Source organism: Chryseotalea sanaruensis (assembly GCF_003990915.1).
Taxonomy (GTDB): domain Bacteria; phylum Bacteroidota; class Bacteroidia; order Cytophagales; family Cyclobacteriaceae; genus Chryseotalea; species Chryseotalea sanaruensis.
The window spans coordinates 384,979-402,010 of the sequence record NZ_BHXQ01000001.1; the positions used below are offsets into that span (position 1 = coordinate 384,979).

The window sequence follows — 17,032 nt, forward strand, 5'->3', positions numbered from 1 at the left end:
TTAAAAGAAAAAAGAGACAGATTTTATCTGTCTCTTTCGTTTTATTAGTTTTTCTTCTTACTACTCGATCCACTGTCTGATCTTTTAAAAGTAGGTTTTGATGATGCACCGCCTGTATTTGTTTTTATCTGGCGGGGTGCACTACTTTTACTTACGTTACTCGATCCTGAGCGTTGGTAAGAGCTGCTATTCTTTTGTTGTGGACTAATACTGCGTGGTGCACTCTGCTGTTTACTTTTTTCGCTAGTGCTTCTGTTAAAAGTTGGAGAACTCGACTTACCAACTTCTCTTCTTTCAAAGCTTTGTTTCTTCTTACTCTTGGTACCCACAGCTGGTCTGTACTGTTGTTTTTCATCCCTGGTTTTGTACTCGTTATTGTTTGTAGTACTAAGGCTCCTCGAATTAGTCCTCTGCTTATCGTTCGTATTTAGTGTGCGTGTTCCACTGTTGGCATAACCACTTTTATCTGAACGACTGTTATTGCTATAGTTACGCTCGTTAGCCTGTCTCGAACTTCTATACTGTACAACCCGGTCGTGATGCCTGTTGTGTACCACTACAGAGGTTGTTCTATGTGGGCGATACAAATCACGCGCATAAGCAACACGATGTGTATGACAATGTGAATAATAGTTTCTGTAAGGATGCCAGTAGCTATAGTAATCGTAGTAGGATACAGGTCCCCAACTGCTCCACCAAACAGGTCTTATACGCCAGTGCCACGGTGAAATCCACACTGTATAATAAGGACTGTAAACATATTGTACCGATGGCCATGCCCAAACGTTAACTACTGTACGTGTTGACATTGTGCCTGCATTTATTCTTACTTCTTCAGTTGGTTCTATAATGGTTTCAATACCATATATATCTTCGTCACCCGTAATTTGGAGTACTGCTTTTCCATTGGCAAGTTTTTCCAATTCAATTACGGCTATATCCTGACCTTCGTTTTCAGAAATAACGGCTTGCAAAATGAACGCATGTACGTTACCACGATTTTTATCTATTACTCGGATATAATCAATTTGTCCATCACCATTTAAATCCAAATTATTTACTCTGGCGTCAGCCGAATTAAGCAAGCGTTCAAATTCTTCCGGTGAGCTGGATTTTTTAAAAAGTTCGAGCGCACCTTCAAGACTGAAATCATCACCGGGAACTTCCGATTGATAACTTTGACCGATAACTGCGAGCCCTCCACTCATGAGGAAAAACAACGACAGCATTTTTAACTTAAGCGTTTTCATAGCATTTGTTGTTTAATGTATTGTGATTATTACAAAGAACGAGCCAAAGAAATATAAGTTTGAATTTGCGGGGTTTAAAGGGATTAAAATGAGATTAGAATTGCGTTAAGGGCCTACTGGTGTGTCTGGGGGCATTTTTCGTTGTTGGTTATTGGTTGTTCGTTTTTCGTAGTTGGTTGTTAGTTTATGGTAGTTAGATTAGCATCTCATTTTAAGGGATATAAGAAGCTATTTCCTATTTCTAATTTCCTATTTCTAACTTCTTGCTTCTAACCTTTAACATCGAACCTCCAACCTCAAAGAGTATTGATTATCCCAATCCGAAATAGTAGTTTCGGTAAAATAAATTATGGATTATCAGACTTATCTTCCATCCGAATCATTATCTGATTTTGTTAAATGTTATTGGATCCTTGATGCTCCGCAAGAAGATAATCCAGATCATCAACGCATTGTTGCTGATGGCTGTATGGAAATGATCATTCATTATGGCGATCAATACAAACAATTTTCAGATAATGGCAGTAGTTTTCTTCAACCCCGAAGCTTTGTTTTCGGACAATTAACAAGGCAGTTAGAGATAGCAGCGACTGGTGTTACCGGTATTTTTGCAGTGCGTTTTTGTCCTGATGGTTTTATTCCATTTAGTACTATACCAATATCTGCAATGGAGAATCGTGCGGTGGCTTTAACTGAATTGTATGGACAAGAGGGGGAAGCACTTGAGAAAGCAGTAGTCAGCGCTCCAACATATCAAGAAAGAATTACAATACTCGAGAGCTTTCTGTTGAATCGGTTGAAAAATAAAAATACTATTGATGTAATCACTGCATCCAGTGTTGAAACACTATTATCCTTGAAAGGCCAGTTGACTATAGATCAATTGGCAATACAGCAAAGTACTTCCCGAAGACAGTTAGAACGCAGGTTCGCCAATACTGTAGGACTTAGTCCCAAGCAGTTAGCTAAAATTATTCGCTTACAACACACTTTGAAAAACCTTGAGCAAAAGCAGTTTAATAATCTAGCCTCATTGGCTGTTGAAAATGGCTACTTCGATCAGGCACATTTTATTAAAGACTTTAAAGAGTTTACCGGAATGACGCCCAAGCAGTTTTATGCCGATAGTCTTAAAATGTCTTCTTTGTTTATTCAGGGAGCATAGAGGTCGCATTTTTACAATTTTGTTTTGATGTGATTAGCTAGTTTTAAGCTTATCAATATTATAACCTCATCAAACAATGAAGAAGATTATTTTAAGCTTAACCATTTTTTTGTTTGCTATGCAGACGCATGCACAAACAACAGAGGCCTTTAAGTGGCTTACTGGTACCTGGAAAATTAATACAGGTCAAGGGTATGTAGTTGAGCAATGGGATTTGTTAAATGATAGTACTTATTGTGGGCGCAGTTTCTTCGTAAAACCAAGTAATGATACCTTGCCTCAAGAGGCAATCCTACTCGTACTTAGAAAGGGGAGCTGGTACTATATTCCAACAGTAATAGGGCAGAATAATAGCAAACCAGTCACCTTTAAAGTACAGTTTGTAGGTAGGTCTGAGTTTATCTGCACAAACCCTGACCATGATTTTCCACAACGTATTGCCTACAGGCGCATTAAAAATCGGCTCTTTGCCAGCATTGAAGGTTTAAACAAAGGCAAATATGCCAAGCAAAATTTCGACTTTTCGCTTGAATGATTTACCCGTGTCAGTTAAGATTTTATGAACACTTTTATTTAGATCTTAGCTTTTACACTCCACACACTATTCGTCCTTTAATACTTCAATCGGATTTTGTCTTGCAGCTTTGATGGCGTGATACGAGGTAATGATAGTAGCCACAGCAAAAGTACCGACACCGGCACCTGCAAAAATCCATGCTGAAGGTTGAATCTTGTAGGCGAAGCTCTCAAGCCATTTATCCATTAAAAAATATGAGATGGGAGCGCCAAACACAAAAGCAATGCTGATGAGGGTTGTATAAGATCTCGAAATTAAACTCAGGATATCGAAAACAGAAGCTCCGGAAACCTTTCGAATACCAATCTCTTTAGTTCTTTGCTCTAATGCATAAATGATCATGCCTAGTAAACCAAGACTGGCAATTAAGATGGCAAGAGAGGCCATAACAATAAGTACTTTCCCAAATTGCTGTTGCGAACGAAAGGTTTCTGCAAATGCCTGATCAATAAAGAAGTACTGAAAAGGTGTATCTCCTGCACGCGTTTTCCAAAGACTTTGCATTTCAGCTATACTTTGTTCCCAGGCTTTGGCATCTTGTGCGTTAATACGCAGCGCAAGTCGTTGACGTTTTTCTGGATATATTTGTTTGGTTTTAATATGGAAGATGGCCATGGGTTCAATGGGGTTGGCCAGCGACCAGTAATTATAATCTGCCACAATACCGACTATTTCAAAAGTCTCATTGCCGTAGTAAATACGTTTACCAATCACAGATTCATTTAAGGGCCAACCTATTTTTTTAATAGCTGATTCATTAAGGATAATACGGTTTACATCAGCAGGAACATCCTTTGAGAAGTTTCTGCCAAATTTTAATTTAATACCGAGTGTGGTCAGGTAATGCTCATCAGCCGCGGTAAAGTTGATAGGAATTCTTAACTCACTATTTCCCTCTACACCAAAGGTATCTCCACCCCAAATACCTGGCGGCACCGAATTGCACCAGGTAGCATCGGCTACACCGCTAATGTTCATGCTTGCCTGGGTAAAACTTTCAGCATCGCTTAAGGCTTCTATGTGTTCAATAACCAACACATTTTCTCTATTGAAACCCAGATTTTTATCGGCAACAAAGTTGAGTTGCTGAAATACAATGGCTGTACAGATAATGAGAATAATGGAAACACTGAACTGAAAAATAACCAGGCTATTTCGGAAAAATTTTCCTTCACGCCCCACCTTTAACTTTCCTTTCATGGCTACTACCGGGTTAAAGGAACTTAAGAATAGGGCAGGATAGCTGCCTGAAATTAAGGTCATGAGTACAACAAGACCTACCATGCCCGACACCAGCGATAAATTATTCAACAAATCAAGTTCAAGTCGTTTATCAGTGATGATATTAAATAAGGGGAGTAGTAATTGCGTTAGTGCGAGGGCAATAACTAATGCAACTATGCAAAAAATAAATGCTTCTGCAAAGTATTGAAGACTTAGATGGCCTTTACCCAACCCAAGTATTTTTCGTATGCTTGCTTCTTTCACCCTACGTGTAAATTGTGCAGTAGACAGGTTCATGAAATTGACACAAGACAAAAGAACTATAAAGATGGCAGCTCCGGTGAATGTATAAATGACAGTGCGATTTCCAGAATCATTCAAGCGGTTAATTACCGTTTGTTCCGGCAAATGAATGCTGGTCATGGGTTGAAGAAATAGTTCCCACTTTTTACCTGACTTGATATATTCATCATAAGTCATGTTAAAAGCTATGCTCATGGTTTGCCCAAGATGTTTACGAGGTATGTCGAGTAATTTTTTCTTTACGTTTTCAACATCAACTTGAGGCTCTAAGCGCACGTAGGTTTCTAGTTGTGTCCATACCCAGCTCCAGTAAAAGCGTTCAACTGCAGGAAAGCTTTTCATGGATAATATCACATCAAATTCTATGTAAGAATTATCAGGTGTGTCCGCAACAACCCCCGTGATCTCATATGTTTTTTGCTCCTCACCATTAATGCCTCCAACACGAACGAGTTTTCCTATTGGGTCTGCTTCTCCAAAGTATTTTTTAGCACAAGAAGCGGTCATCACCATGGTATTGGCCTGATCAAATACTGTGGACGCATCTCCTGTCAATAAGGAAAAATTAAACATGGAGAAAAAGTTTGAGTCAGCAGCTAAAACCCTGTCTTCTTCAAAAGCAAGTACTTCTCCTGCAGGGTTTGAGTAAGACATGATAAAATTACCAGGTGTATGAATACTGGTGATAAGTTCTATTTCTGGAAGTTCTTGTTTGAGTGCATATGCCACACCAGGTCCGGTAGATGCAAATTGATCCTTATTGTTTTCACCCCAGATAAAAGTCTGGTTTACGCGGTAGATGCGTTCTACATCATGGTGAAAGCGATCGTGGCTGAGCTCATGTTGTACATAAAGATAAATTAGCACTGTACTGACCATGCTTACGGTAAGGCCTAGTAAGTTGATTGTAGAGAAGAGTCTTTGCCTTTTGAGGTTGCGAATAAACAAGAGTATGAAGTTGCCTGACATGATTTGGTTTTTGCTTTAATAGGCGAAATTTGTACCAAACCAAAATACGGCCAGGAATGAAATTTTGGCTACTTTAGTTGTTCGTTGTTGGTGTGAGATGTCCGTTAATGGGATATGACAGTGTTAAAAATTACCGTAATCTTCGTGTAAAATGTACTTTTTTCCATCCCACTTGAACAATTGATTGCCACCTTTAAAATCCAGGTCTTTATAGTATACTTCTGGATACATTTCCGGAGATGAAAAAAGAATGCTTTTTAAAAGTCCCTCAGACTTTTGTAAAGTAATTATAGTTTCAATGTTTATTTCATAAAAAGATTCAACTTCATCACTGGAAAATTGATAGTGACTGACAGGATAAGACAGTATTTCTGTTAGTTCATGATTGCTACTAATAAAAAGCTTGGCAGTGTGATATTTGTGACCTGAATCACCAGCACCTTCCTCAGAGTCGATTTCGTGCATAACCACTGCATCTCTATCATTTGCAATCCGGATAGTCGAGCAGAATACTTCATTGTAATAAAGTCCTTGACCACCACTTTCAGACAATTCCATATGATCAACTAATTTATAGGTATTATTTTCAAATTTAAGGAGTGCAAGGGTTGAATAGATCGTTTCAAATGGTAACGCATCGTTTTTTATACCCCCATAACTTCCTGTGCCCGTCTGAAGCAACACTACAAGCAAACTATCTTGGTCAGTCCCAACACTTACAATACCATCTGTAACAATAAGCATCTTTGCAAAAGCACCTTTTTGCTTTGATTTTTCGGTAATAAGTTGGTAGAAAATCGAATCAGCCCCAAAGAGATCGACTTCCATTACAACTGTATCCTTATCAGCAACTATTTCAGAATAATTAATAGAAGTTCCTATAGTAGTGTCTGAAGTTATAGTCGTGTTATCTTCATTTTTTTTATCTTTTACTGCACATGAATAACTTAAGAATAGCGTGATAAATAACGCAGTGTGTTTCAATAGCCTTATCATAGAAGTAATTTATTATATTTATTCCAACATGTGCAGAATTGATCCTTTTCTTATAAAAACAGAACCAATGATTATATTTTATTGGTAATGGGTTGAATTAGGGAGAGGCTAAAAGTTTACTTTTAAGACCTTATCTATAACCTTTCTTGTTATGCAGATAAAAAATATAATTGAACGTTTTTCCATTTTGTTCGTCTATCAAGACGAGACAAATGGGATAAGAATCAGAAAAAATCAAGATGTCGTTCAAAATGCCGAGCATTCAGGATATGAATTAGAAGATAAAGTCATCAACAAAAATTCTTCGGGGAAGGAGTTGATTGAAATGCTTCAGAAACTAAATGATACAAATTGACTTTGTATCATTTGGTGCCTAATGAAAGGTTAACACATTTTAACAACTTTTGGACGTCAAGGATTAAAATCCTACCAACCATTAGGAAGTCTGTACGTTAGCTGCTGTCATGGGCAAGTATTACCTCAAAATAAGCTTCTTTATCATTCTAATTATTTTAGTGATCAGCATGGCTTCACCCATTTGGGGACTGGCAACAGGTTTACTTTTTAGCTTTTTGTTAAACTCTCCTTTTAGTCGGGAAAGTCTGGCAAAGTTTCATGGCCCACTCTTAAAAATTGCTGTGGTAGGACTTGGCTTTGGATTGAACGTTAACAACGTATTGGCTACCGGACAGGAGGGAGCAGTAGTTACCCTGATGATGTTAGGTGTTATACTGATAGCAGGCTTCCTGCTGGCTAAAGTCTTTAAAATTAACACGCGTACAGCACTGTTAATCACCTCAGGTACTGCTATATGTGGTGGTAGCGCAATCGCAGCGATGTCACCAATTGTTAAAGCAAAAAATATTGAACTAAGCACCGCCATGGGTGTAGTCTTTATTTTGAATGCCATTGCTTTGCTAATTTTTCCGATGGTGGCTAAATGGTTGGATATGTCGGGCTCGCAATTTGCCTGGTGGGCAGCCATGGCCATACATGACACCAGTTCTGTTGTTGGTGCAGCTTCACAATTTGGAGATCAAAGCCTGGCCTTGGCGACAACGGTTAAACTTACCCGTGTGTTGTGGATTATTCCGGTTTCCTCAGTAGCAGCTATTGCTATGCAAAGCGATAAGAAAAAATTTACTATACCGTATTTCATAGGCTTTTTCCTCTTGGCTGTACTCTTGTCTTCTTACATTCCCTTCTTTCAAACAACGGCCTCCATATTTACGCAAGTATCAAAAGTATTATTCACTATTGTACTTTTCTTGATTGGCTTAGGTTTGAATAAAGCCATGTTTACCGAGATGGGAGTGAGGCCTTTATTATTTGGTACTGTGCTTTGGATTGTCAGTGCTATTGGTTCTCTACTACTGGTTTATACTTGCTGTAGTTTTAATAGTTTTTAATCTTATCAAGATATTCTTGAGATATACAATTGCTAAATTTGGATAGAGAAAAAGTTTTAACTTATACCAATGGTTGTAGTTGATATAATTTGTGAAATCTATAAATCAATTATTGTTTTATCTTCACTGCTCCTTAAAGCAGCCTCAATAATTTTCATCACGTTAAGGCCGTCCTGTGCTGTTACTGGCGTGGCCTCATTTTGTACAATTGACCTGTGGATGCCTTCGTAAAAGGACAGGTAATTGCCAGCAAGAGTAGGAATTTTCTCTCGCACCGTTTCTCCTGCTTTCAAATAATTTAAGATGCCTTGTTCTGTTTCAGGCTCCACACCCCAGTCAGCCAGTGTCGGTTTTTCTCCAGCCAATAAGCGCGATTCTTGTCTATCGCTACGCGATTTTATAAATGAACCATTGCGTGCATGAACGATATAAGCCGGTCCGTTCTCTTTTACAAAGTAACCTGCCTTAAGCCTGACACGATGTTGGGGATAGTAAAGCAGTATTTCAAAATAATCATCAACACGTGAATGTTTACGCGTTATCGCAATGTCAGCAAAAACTGCTTCAGGCATACCAAATAAAACTAATGCCTGGTCGATCAGGTGTGGCCCTAAGTCGTTAACAACACCTGCACCGGGGCCGGGTGTTTCTTTATGTTGTTTCGGACTAAGCAAAGGATTAAAACGATCAAAGGAAAAAGTTACTTCAACCAGTTCCCCCAGCTTACCATCATTAATTACTTGTTGCACAGTTTTAAAATCACTATCCCACCTTCTGTTTTGAAAAACCGCCAACTTCTTATTTTGCTTCTCAGAAATACTTTTCAATTCTTCCGCTTCCGCAACGGTGGTGGTAAAAGCTTTTTCTACTACAACATGCTTACCCGCCAACAACGAATGTTTAGCATAATCGTAATGAGTATAAGTTGGTGTGTTTACAATAATGAGTTCAATACTTGGATCATTTAAAATAGCCTCCAGCGATGTATAACGTTTCGCATCTGGATATTGCTTGGCTATTTCCTCTTTACTGCGCTCCCATGCTCCCCCTATGGTAAAGCCACTATGTGCTTCCAGAAAGGGCGCATGAAATACTTTGCCTGACATGCCAAAGGAGAGTAGGGCGGTTTTAATTTTCTGCATAAGCAAAGATGCATACTTTATAAGCTTTTATAAAAATTAATCTGCTAATCTGTTTAGATACCACTGGTTTGAAAAACTGCTGGAATTTTAATTGATAATCCGTCAGACCGCTGAAAACGGAAGCAAACAGCAGCCAGACGGATTTTAGGTAAAGAAGCATATTAGCAATAAAATTAAGACTTAAACTTTTTCTTCGATAGCGCTGATTTGCTTTTTGTACTGTGATGGTAATAACAAGGCTTTCATGATCCAGTCAAGTTTAACAAGCTTGCTTAGGTTATACAGGTATAATAGCGGCTGTACAAAAGAAAACTTTTGAAAGTGAAACAAGGCACTTACCTGTTTGGGTGCCAAATAGCTTTGTACGCCTAATAAAATAGCATAGCGTATTACCCCAAGGTGTTTTTTATATTGTTCAAATAAGTCGGCCGTATGGTGACTATAAGCTAGGTTTTCTTGTAAATGCTCTTCACGCTGTACATACCATGATGCTAAAGTGTCAGGCAAATTTTTAATTCCCATGCCAATACCTAACCTTTTAAAAACATCAAAGATTTCTTCCTTCTCCTCGTTGTTTAATTCACGCTCCAGCGCTTCGAAAGACCGGATAGAATAATCAACCAACATGTAGAGCACATCCCGGTAGGCCCAGTCCGGAATAGAAGCACCACGCTTTTCTTCTACTTGTGCATGTATGGCATTTACGGCAGTTATGGCTTGAAGAGCTTTGCTTTTTTCTGAGAAGATAATGGCACGGGCATAAGCAACTGTACTGAAGAGTCTCTTAATGGGATCTGCAGGAAGTCGACCGGTAAAGTAAAGCCAATCCACTGCTTTATTTAGCGCAAACTCAGCGGCAGCACCTGCAAAGATGAAGAGAACGGTATCGCTCTTCCCCCAAATTTTTCGCACAATGGAATTTTCGCTGACAAAGTACTCTTGCTTCATATAAAAATATTGCTTGCCCTTCGTTTCTCTATCACCAATACGATAATAATGCCAACAATATAGGCGAGTATATCAAGCCAGGCAAAAGAATTACCAATAATGGTATTCGCCAATGTGGAATGTTTTAATCCAATTTTTTCAACAAAGTTGATGGATTGCAGCCATTCAATAAAAAACGAGAAGAGCAATACACCCATAGCCGTTAGTTGATAAGGCCATGAGAGAAAAGATTTAATAAAACAGTAAATGAGTATTACCACCAAGACATCGCCCAGGTATGGCCTTATAATTCGATCTCGGATGAAAAGCGCAATCAATACTTCAACAACAAAAATGAGTAAAGCAATGATAAAATAAGTTTTACTGAAACGTATCATGCGGTAGGTGAGTGGATATTATTGTTTTTTGTTGTAAGCCCTAAAAAACTTGAGTTGAATAACAATCACGATACTGAGTACTATCAATAAAAACCAGGAAGATATTTTTCCAAGACTAACCATTTTCCATCCCTCATGCTGCGTAGCATATTTCCATGCACCCAAATAGGTAGCCATATTTTCTGCAACCCAGATAAAGAAACCAATGAGTAGAAATGACAGAACCAGCGGCATTTTTCTTTTAATGTTGTTCGTAGTAAAAATCACTTTTGTTTTCCAGAATATAATGATCAGTAAAAGAGTAAGTACCCAACGGAAGTCGTAAGCATAATGGTGGGTGAAAAAGTTAACGTAGATACCAATGGAGACAAGTGTAGCTGGAATAAATTCAGGCCAATTTATTATTTTCAAACTGCACCAGCGCCATGCCTGACAAACATAGCTTCCAACACTAGCATACATAAAACCACTATATAAAGGCACACCATATATTTTAGTATAGGCAAATTCTGGATACGACCATGAATGCATAGACACCTTGTAGATTTCCATAATTAAACCCAATACATGAAACATAGTAATGACGAGCAATTCCATACCAGATTCAAGTTTTGAGAAGTACATGATGGCTTGCATAACAACACAAGCAATCAACAGAAAATCATAGCGTGGTAAAAAGGGAATAGTAGTAAGGTTTGAAACAACGAGCATGCAAAAGATAAAGGCAGGAAAAATACAGGATAAGGCTTGTTTAAAACCGAAAGCAATAAACTCACTCCAATATTTTTCTAAATTACCCGAATCACTTTTAGGTATTACCAGGTAAAGTACACGAACAAGTTGTTTCAACTATCTGAGAATTATATATGATTTTGTATTTGAGTGTGTTAATTTAATAGGAGAGAGGCTAAACTCAATTCAACACCGTACCATACAATCCAAAAGCAAACCCTACAAACAAGCCAAGTATAGAAACAATAACGCTTAGTAGAATGGCCGCAGATTTGGTAAAGCCCATCTGACTTCTAAAGTTGATAATGACATAGTTACAGAAACCACCTATTGCACCTGCCATGGTCATGGCGAGCAAAGGTCTAATCATCCAATACTTTCCCCATGCCGGCTCAGGTTCTTTAACTGTTAAAAGAAACAAGGTAATCAGTACTAAGGCTATTTCTGCGCCAATCAACATGCGTTTACTTAACGGCATACGAATATGAATTGTGCTATTTATGATAGATGCCATACTATTGATTATTGTTATGAGTTGCTTTTCTTAAGTTGTTTATCTTCTTCTGTACCCACGAATCGAAATAGCATACCTGCAATTACATAGAGTATTGTGAAGAGCGCATTAACGCCAATTATTTCTTTTACTGAGCTGCCTGGATAGTCCTGCATATTAGCGACTAAAGCAATAATGGCAATAAGTACAAAGGTTAGAGCCATGGCAAACATAGTACGCTCCATACCGCGTGAGCTGAACCGAGAATGATAAGTGCCCACCAGACCAACAAGTAAAACAGCGGCATACATTAAGTTGCCAGCATTTGCGCCACCACCAATTAGGCCTACAGCAAGATTCGACCAAATCATTAGAAAAGTAGCACCTATGGCAAAAACCATGGCTACCTTGTGAATAGCATTATATGAGTATGCTGTGAGTATTACAAAGGCTGCCCCCGTACCGAAAAGTAAAATACCCATAACAATGAAATCACCAACGCCCCAGTTTACTTCTGTGGTATACTGCATGACAATGAGGGGAACCAGCAGAATAATACCAGTTACCAGCGCAACAATCATTAAAGGTTTAGAAAGGTTAACATGTGTGTTCATAGTGGATAACGTTTTAATTTTTATATGACTTGCTGTAAGGTTGAATGAAGCATTATTGTGTATGACCTTGCGATTTCAATCTGTAACGATTATTAAGGTACCAGCTACAGCCAATTAACAGCAGCAGGAGAGGAAGCGCACCAGGTTCACTATCCGCATAAATTTTAAAAGCCAACAGCAATACTGCAAAAACAATGAGTTGTATAGAGAGCAGTTTTTGCATGCGCAAACGGGAGTTTTTTTCTGCAGTCATCTAAATATGATGTTTAAATCTGATGCAAGGTATACAAAAGTACTTTTAAATTGAAAGTGCTTTTATCAAAATATTTTAAACCTTGATTTTAGCTTAAAAAGTGCGTTGTTTAATTGTAGAATAGCCAGGTTAGCGAAAAGATCTATGTATTTACGGTACATTGTATAACGCCAGACTAAGCGCAGTAGCAACTATTATGAACCAATTCCGAAAAGCATTATCTCTTTTGTTGTTGATGGTAGCTGTCTGTTATGTACAGGAAGCTTGGACACAAGAAAATCTTAATCTTAATTTGGAAAGTAGGGCAGGTGTGCTTGTGCCCGATTTTAGTAAACTACCCGATTTACCAAGACAACAATTTGTGTACGTGCCAACTGGCGGCCTACCCTTATTTGATGCACAACAAAAGCAAGTAGCAACCTTGTCAAAATTTTGCCCGGTGGGTAAGTATACCGATGGCCACATGCGCATGTTCATTCTACCACTCAGCAACCCCAACAATTGTGTAAACGTACCTTTAGAAAAGCTGCATCATTACTCAGACGATACCTACGTGATTCCATTTTATGAAAATGATACTAAGGTTTTGCGTTTGTTTGATGGTAATAGTCTCGGTAATACCTGGGCTAAAGTAAGCGATATAATTGACCGCGATTTTGTCGTGATGAGCTGGAAAGATTACTTCATCTCAAGAAGAAATTCACCAATATTGGCTAAGGGTAAGGGCTTGAATCTTCGCGAATCACCCTATGATGATGCTGAACTCATTCTCACAGTAAAAGGTGAACGCATGCACATGTTTATCACCGGTTATGATGATGGTTTCTGTGAAGGCCCCTGGTGCAAAGTAAAAGTTAAGGTCTACAAAGAAAATCCCTGCACTACCCAACGCGCAGAAGAAGCCAATGTTGAAAAAGAGTACGGAGGGTGGGTAAAATTGATTAATGATGCAGGGCTTCCTAATGTGTATATGAATACAAAGGGGTGTTGATTTGTTATACAAGGCTTTCTTTACTAATAATTGCGTTCTCTAGACTAATGCTGAAATAAAAGTATTTAGATTATACCCTCACTATGCTTACTTTTATTTTTTAACTTTAGTTACCTGCTCGTGCTACTTTTTAAAAAACAAATACGATTTAGGCGTGTGTTCATTGGCGTCAACCTTCTGTTAAGTATAGCGTGCTCACCACATCGCGCCACAACCCCTATACCATTAGAGCCTTTGCCGAGTGCTGCACAAATGGCTTGGCATGAAATGGAGCTGAATGCCTTTATCCATTTCACAACAAATACTTTTACAGACAAGGAGTGGGGCTATGGTGACGAAAGCCCTGCTGTATTCAATCCAAGTGCACTCAACACCGATCAGTGGGTAAGTACGTTGCATGAAGCAGGTTTTAAAGGTCTAATTCTTACTTGTAAGCATCACGATGGTTTTTGTCTATGGCCTTCGCAATACACTGATCATTCAATAAAAAATAGTCCACTGCAAAACGGAGAGGCTGATATAGTGAAAAGCGTTTCAGCATCCTGTAAAAAATATGGCATGAAGTTCGGCATTTATGTGTCGCCCTGGGATAGAAACAGAGCCGATTATGGTGAGGCTTCTTATGTTAGTTATTATCGCAATCAGCTAACAGAACTGTTCACTAACTACGGTCCTGTTTTTGAAATGTGGTTTGATGGTGCCAATGGAGGCGATGGTTATTATGGTGGTGCTCGAGAGAAGCGGGAGATTAATCGCGCTACTTATTACGATTGGCCTGCTACATTAGACAGTGTTCGTAAAATGGAAAAGAGCGTAATCTTTTTCAGCGATGCAGGACCAGGTGTGCGCTGGAGTGGTAATGAGGCTGGAGTAGGTGGTGAAACCAATTGGAATACGCTTACTCCTGATACGCTGTATGCTGGCAAAGCCGGTATAGAAAAACTTTTGAATACAGGTTCGGAGCATGGCACACACTGGATACCCGCTGAAGTTAACACTTCTATCCGGCCGGGCTGGTTCTATCATGCAGCAGAAGATTCGCTGGTGAAATCACCGGAACAATTATTCGATATTTATTTAACATCAGTAGGCAGAGGCTCTACACTTTTGCTTAATGTTCCACCAGACAGACGAGGACTCCTGCATGAAAACGATGTGAATACCTTGCTGGAATGGCGCAATTTACTGAAGCAAACCTTTGCAAGCGACCTCACACTTGATGCTCAGGTAAGTGCCAATACTTACCGCGGTCATGATAAACAATACAATGCAGAGAAGGTTATTGATAATGATCCTGAAAGTTATTGGGCAACAGACGATGAAATAGTAACAGGAGCAGTAACCATACAATTTCCAGAAAATAAGACAGTCCAGTATGTTGTATTGCAAGAATACATTAAGCTGGGACAACGCGTAAAAGCATTTACCATAGAAGTATGGAAAGATGAAAACTGGCAACAAGTCGCTAACGGTACAACTATTGGTTATAAAAGAATTATTAGAATTGACCCTAATCTCACTACACAAGTGCGCATCACAATTAAAGATGCAAAAGCCTGTCCTTTGCTTTCAACGGTATCTGTATTTTGAGAAATTATAATTTGTATCATTTATATGACAATAAAAATGGAAACATGCGTGCGCATTACTAGTGAAAAGATATCTCTCTTACTGCTGTTATTTCTTTGTGTAACACCATATGTAATGGCACAATCGAGCCAAAGCTTTGTGGTGCAGGATGGTAAGTTTTTACACAATGGCAAATCGATTCAGATCCACTCCGGTGAAATGCATTATGCGCGCATACCAAAAGCATATTGGCGTCATCGTTTTAAAATGCTAAAGGCTATGGGGCTTAATACGGTGGCTACTTACGTATTCTGGAACTACCATACACCTTCACCCGGGGTGTGGGATTTTACTACAGGTAACAAAGACCTGGCTGAATATATTCGCACGGCACAACAGGAGGGACTTTATGTAATACTCAGGCCAGGCCCTTATGCCTGCGCAGAGTGGGAATTTGGTGGCTATCCATGGTGGTTGCAGCAGAACAAGGATTTAGTAATACGAACCAATAACAAAGCCTTTCTTGATTCGTGCCGCGTTTACTTAAATCAATTGGCTGCACAAGTTAAGTCATTGCAGATTACGCAGGGTGGTCCGATTATTTTGGTGCAGGCAGAAAATGAATTTGGTTCTTATGTCACACAACGAAAAGATATTCCGATTGAAGAGCATCAGCAATACAATACAGCCATCAAACAACTATTAATTGATGCAGGCTTTGAAGTGCCTTTCTTTACCTCCGATGGCACCTGGTTGTTCAATGGTGGGGCCTTGAAGGATATTTTACCTACTGCCAATGGTGAAGGTAACATCGACAATTTGAAGAAAGCGATTGACACCTATTATCCACACAATGGCCCCTATATGGTAGCCGAGTTTTATCCAGGCTGGTTAGACCACTGGGCAGAGCCCTTTGTGCGTATTGATGGCAATGAGATAGCGAAACAAACAGAAAAGTATTTGCAAGGTAAGGTACACTTCAATTTTTATATGGCACATGGAGGAACCAATTTTGGATTTACTTCTGGTGCTAATTATAATGATGAACACGGCATACAACCAGACCTGACCAGTTATGATTATGATGCACCCATCAGTGAAGCAGGTTGGGTTACGCCAAAGTATATGGCTATCCGAGAGGTTATGAAAAAGTATGTTGATTATCCCATACCTGAAATTCCGGTGAAGCTTCCTGTGAAGGCACTACTAGATATTGCACTGAGTAAGTCAGTTAACTTTTTCGATTGGAAGAACAGCATTAAACCGGTAAGCAACGATAGCCCTATGAGTTTTGAAGACTTGAATCAGGGACATGGTTATGTTTTGTACAGTAAACACTTTACACAAGCCATAGACGGGAAACTAAAAATTACCGGTCTTCGCGATTATGCATTGGTATATTTAAATGGTAAAAAGGTAGGTTTTCTAAACAGACAGGAAAATAAGTACGAGATGGATATCAGTATTCCTTTTAATGGCAGACTTGACATACTTGTAGAAAATATGGGGCGCATTAACTATGGAGCTGAGATTGTAAACAATAAGAAAGGCATTATCTCTCCTGTGTTCATTGGTGATATTGAGATTACCGGTAGCTGGAAAATGTATTCTTTTCCTTTCGATCAGATGACCACCCTTAGCAACTCTTCAACAGCTAAATTACAACAGCCTGTATTGTATTCGGGCATATTTGAGGTAACAGAAAAAGCAGATTTCTTTTTAGATATGCGTGGCTGGGGGAAAGGCATTGCCTTTGTTAACGGACATGCATTAGGACGTTACTGGCATGTAGGCCCACAACAAACCTTATACGTACCCGGTTGCTGGCTATCATCAGGCAAAAACGAAATCGTAATCTTTGAGCAGGAGCATAATGTAATACAGACTATGTTAAAGACAAAGGATATTCCGATATTGGATTAGGATATGAATCAAGAAACATTTCTTTTACATTAAATATTTAGAAATACATTGTCTGCAAAATGTTCTTGTTTGACCTCTTATAGTGCAATTGTGAATA

At 38.9% G+C, this 17,032-nt stretch carries 17 protein-coding genes; 7 read left to right on the plus strand and 10 right to left on the minus strand.

What is annotated here, in order from left to right; all coding sequences use genetic code 11:
* Positions 1 to 44: 44 nt before the first annotated feature.
* On the minus strand, positions 45 to 1,250 hold the full coding sequence (locus SanaruYs_RS01530) for a hypothetical protein (RefSeq protein WP_127120744.1): 1,206 nt from the start codon (positions 1,248 to 1,250) through the stop codon (positions 45 to 47).
* A gap of 349 nt (positions 1,251 to 1,599) precedes the next feature.
* Between SanaruYs_RS01530 and SanaruYs_RS01535 the strand changes: the two genes are divergently transcribed.
* Together SanaruYs_RS01535 and SanaruYs_RS01540 are read left to right on the plus strand one after the other, a co-directional pair.
* Positions 1,600 to 2,415 (plus strand): helix-turn-helix transcriptional regulator, encoded by an 816-nt coding sequence (locus SanaruYs_RS01535; protein ID WP_127120745.1) that lies wholly within the window; start codon positions 1,600 to 1,602, stop codon positions 2,413 to 2,415.
* Positions 2,416 to 2,491: 76 nt separating this feature from the next.
* The gene (locus SanaruYs_RS01540) at positions 2,492 to 2,950 is read left to right on the plus strand and encodes a DUF6265 family protein (protein ID WP_127120746.1); all 459 of its coding nucleotides are present in this window, start codon (positions 2,492 to 2,494) and stop codon (positions 2,948 to 2,950) included.
* 66 nt (positions 2,951 to 3,016) lie between these two features.
* On the opposite strand, the gene SanaruYs_RS01545 is transcribed toward SanaruYs_RS01540, so the two are convergent.
* Positions 3,017 to 5,488: an ABC transporter permease gene (locus SanaruYs_RS01545; protein ID WP_127120747.1), complete on the minus strand. Its 2,472-nt coding sequence runs from the start codon at positions 5,486 to 5,488 to the stop codon at positions 3,017 to 3,019.
* Positions 5,489 to 5,611: 123 nt separating this feature from the next.
* The gene (locus SanaruYs_RS01550) at positions 5,612 to 6,484 is read right to left on the minus strand and encodes a hypothetical protein (protein ID WP_127120748.1); all 873 of its coding nucleotides are present in this window, start codon (positions 6,482 to 6,484) and stop codon (positions 5,612 to 5,614) included.
* Positions 6,485 to 6,635: 151 nt separating this feature from the next.
* Here SanaruYs_RS01550 and SanaruYs_RS01555 point away from each other — a divergent pair, with 151 nt between their 5' ends.
* Both SanaruYs_RS01555 and SanaruYs_RS01560 read left to right on the plus strand, forming a co-directional pair.
* The gene (locus SanaruYs_RS01555) at positions 6,636 to 6,839 is read left to right on the plus strand and encodes a hypothetical protein (RefSeq protein ID WP_127120749.1); all 204 of its coding nucleotides are present in this window, start codon (positions 6,636 to 6,638) and stop codon (positions 6,837 to 6,839) included.
* Positions 6,840 to 6,948: 109 nt separating this feature from the next.
* Complete coding sequence (locus tag SanaruYs_RS01560; RefSeq protein WP_127120750.1) at positions 6,949 to 7,893, plus strand: YeiH family protein; 945 nt, start codon at positions 6,949 to 6,951, stop codon at positions 7,891 to 7,893.
* A 98-nt stretch (positions 7,894 to 7,991) separates the two neighbouring features.
* On the opposite strand, the gene SanaruYs_RS01565 is transcribed toward SanaruYs_RS01560, so the two are convergent.
* The 7 genes from SanaruYs_RS01565 to SanaruYs_RS01595 form a co-directional block, all read right to left on the minus strand.
* Positions 7,992 to 9,035 carry a Gfo/Idh/MocA family oxidoreductase gene (locus tag SanaruYs_RS01565; protein ID WP_127120751.1) on the minus strand — a complete coding sequence of 348 codons (1,044 nt, stop codon included), beginning with the start codon at positions 9,033 to 9,035 and terminating at the stop codon, positions 7,992 to 7,994.
* Between the two features lie 180 nt (positions 9,036 to 9,215).
* Positions 9,216 to 9,983, minus strand: coding sequence for an oxygenase MpaB family protein (locus SanaruYs_RS01570; protein ID WP_127120752.1), 768 nt, complete (start codon positions 9,981 to 9,983; stop codon positions 9,216 to 9,218).
* On the minus strand, positions 9,980 to 10,360 hold the full coding sequence (locus tag SanaruYs_RS01575; RefSeq protein ID WP_127120753.1) for a ribosomal maturation YjgA family protein: 381 nt from the start codon (positions 10,358 to 10,360) through the stop codon (positions 9,980 to 9,982). Before SanaruYs_RS01575 ends, SanaruYs_RS01570 begins: the two co-directional genes overlap by 4 nt.
* Before the next feature lie 18 nt (positions 10,361 to 10,378).
* Positions 10,379 to 11,209 carry a DUF817 domain-containing protein gene (locus SanaruYs_RS01580; RefSeq protein WP_218022340.1) on the minus strand — a complete coding sequence of 277 codons (831 nt, stop codon included), beginning with the start codon at positions 11,207 to 11,209 and terminating at the stop codon, positions 10,379 to 10,381.
* A 64-nt stretch (positions 11,210 to 11,273) separates the two neighbouring features.
* Positions 11,274 to 11,606: a potassium transporter KefB gene (locus SanaruYs_RS01585; RefSeq protein WP_127120754.1), complete on the minus strand. Its 333-nt coding sequence runs from the start codon at positions 11,604 to 11,606 to the stop codon at positions 11,274 to 11,276.
* Positions 11,607 to 11,620: 14 nt separating this feature from the next.
* Positions 11,621 to 12,199: a hypothetical protein gene (locus SanaruYs_RS01590; protein WP_127120755.1), complete on the minus strand. Its 579-nt coding sequence runs from the start codon at positions 12,197 to 12,199 to the stop codon at positions 11,621 to 11,623.
* A 52-nt stretch (positions 12,200 to 12,251) separates the two neighbouring features.
* Positions 12,252 to 12,452 (minus strand): hypothetical protein, encoded by a 201-nt coding sequence (locus tag SanaruYs_RS01595; protein WP_127120756.1) that lies wholly within the window; start codon positions 12,450 to 12,452, stop codon positions 12,252 to 12,254.
* A 196-nt stretch (positions 12,453 to 12,648) separates the two neighbouring features.
* On the opposite strand from SanaruYs_RS01595, the gene SanaruYs_RS01600 reads away from it, so the two are divergent.
* The 3 genes from SanaruYs_RS01600 (at position 12,649) to SanaruYs_RS01610 (ending at position 16,935) form a co-directional block, all read left to right on the plus strand.
* Complete coding sequence (locus SanaruYs_RS01600) at positions 12,649 to 13,443, plus strand: hypothetical protein (RefSeq protein ID WP_127120757.1); 795 nt, start codon at positions 12,649 to 12,651, stop codon at positions 13,441 to 13,443.
* A gap of 252 nt (positions 13,444 to 13,695) precedes the next feature.
* Positions 13,696 to 15,033, plus strand: coding sequence for an alpha-L-fucosidase (locus SanaruYs_RS01605; protein ID WP_127121302.1), 1,338 nt, complete (start codon positions 13,696 to 13,698; stop codon positions 15,031 to 15,033).
* Between the two features lie 114 nt (positions 15,034 to 15,147).
* Positions 15,148 to 16,935, plus strand: coding sequence for a glycoside hydrolase family 35 protein (locus SanaruYs_RS01610; RefSeq protein ID WP_218022341.1), 1,788 nt, complete (start codon positions 15,148 to 15,150; stop codon positions 16,933 to 16,935).
* Positions 16,936 to 17,032 lie beyond the last annotated feature (97 nt).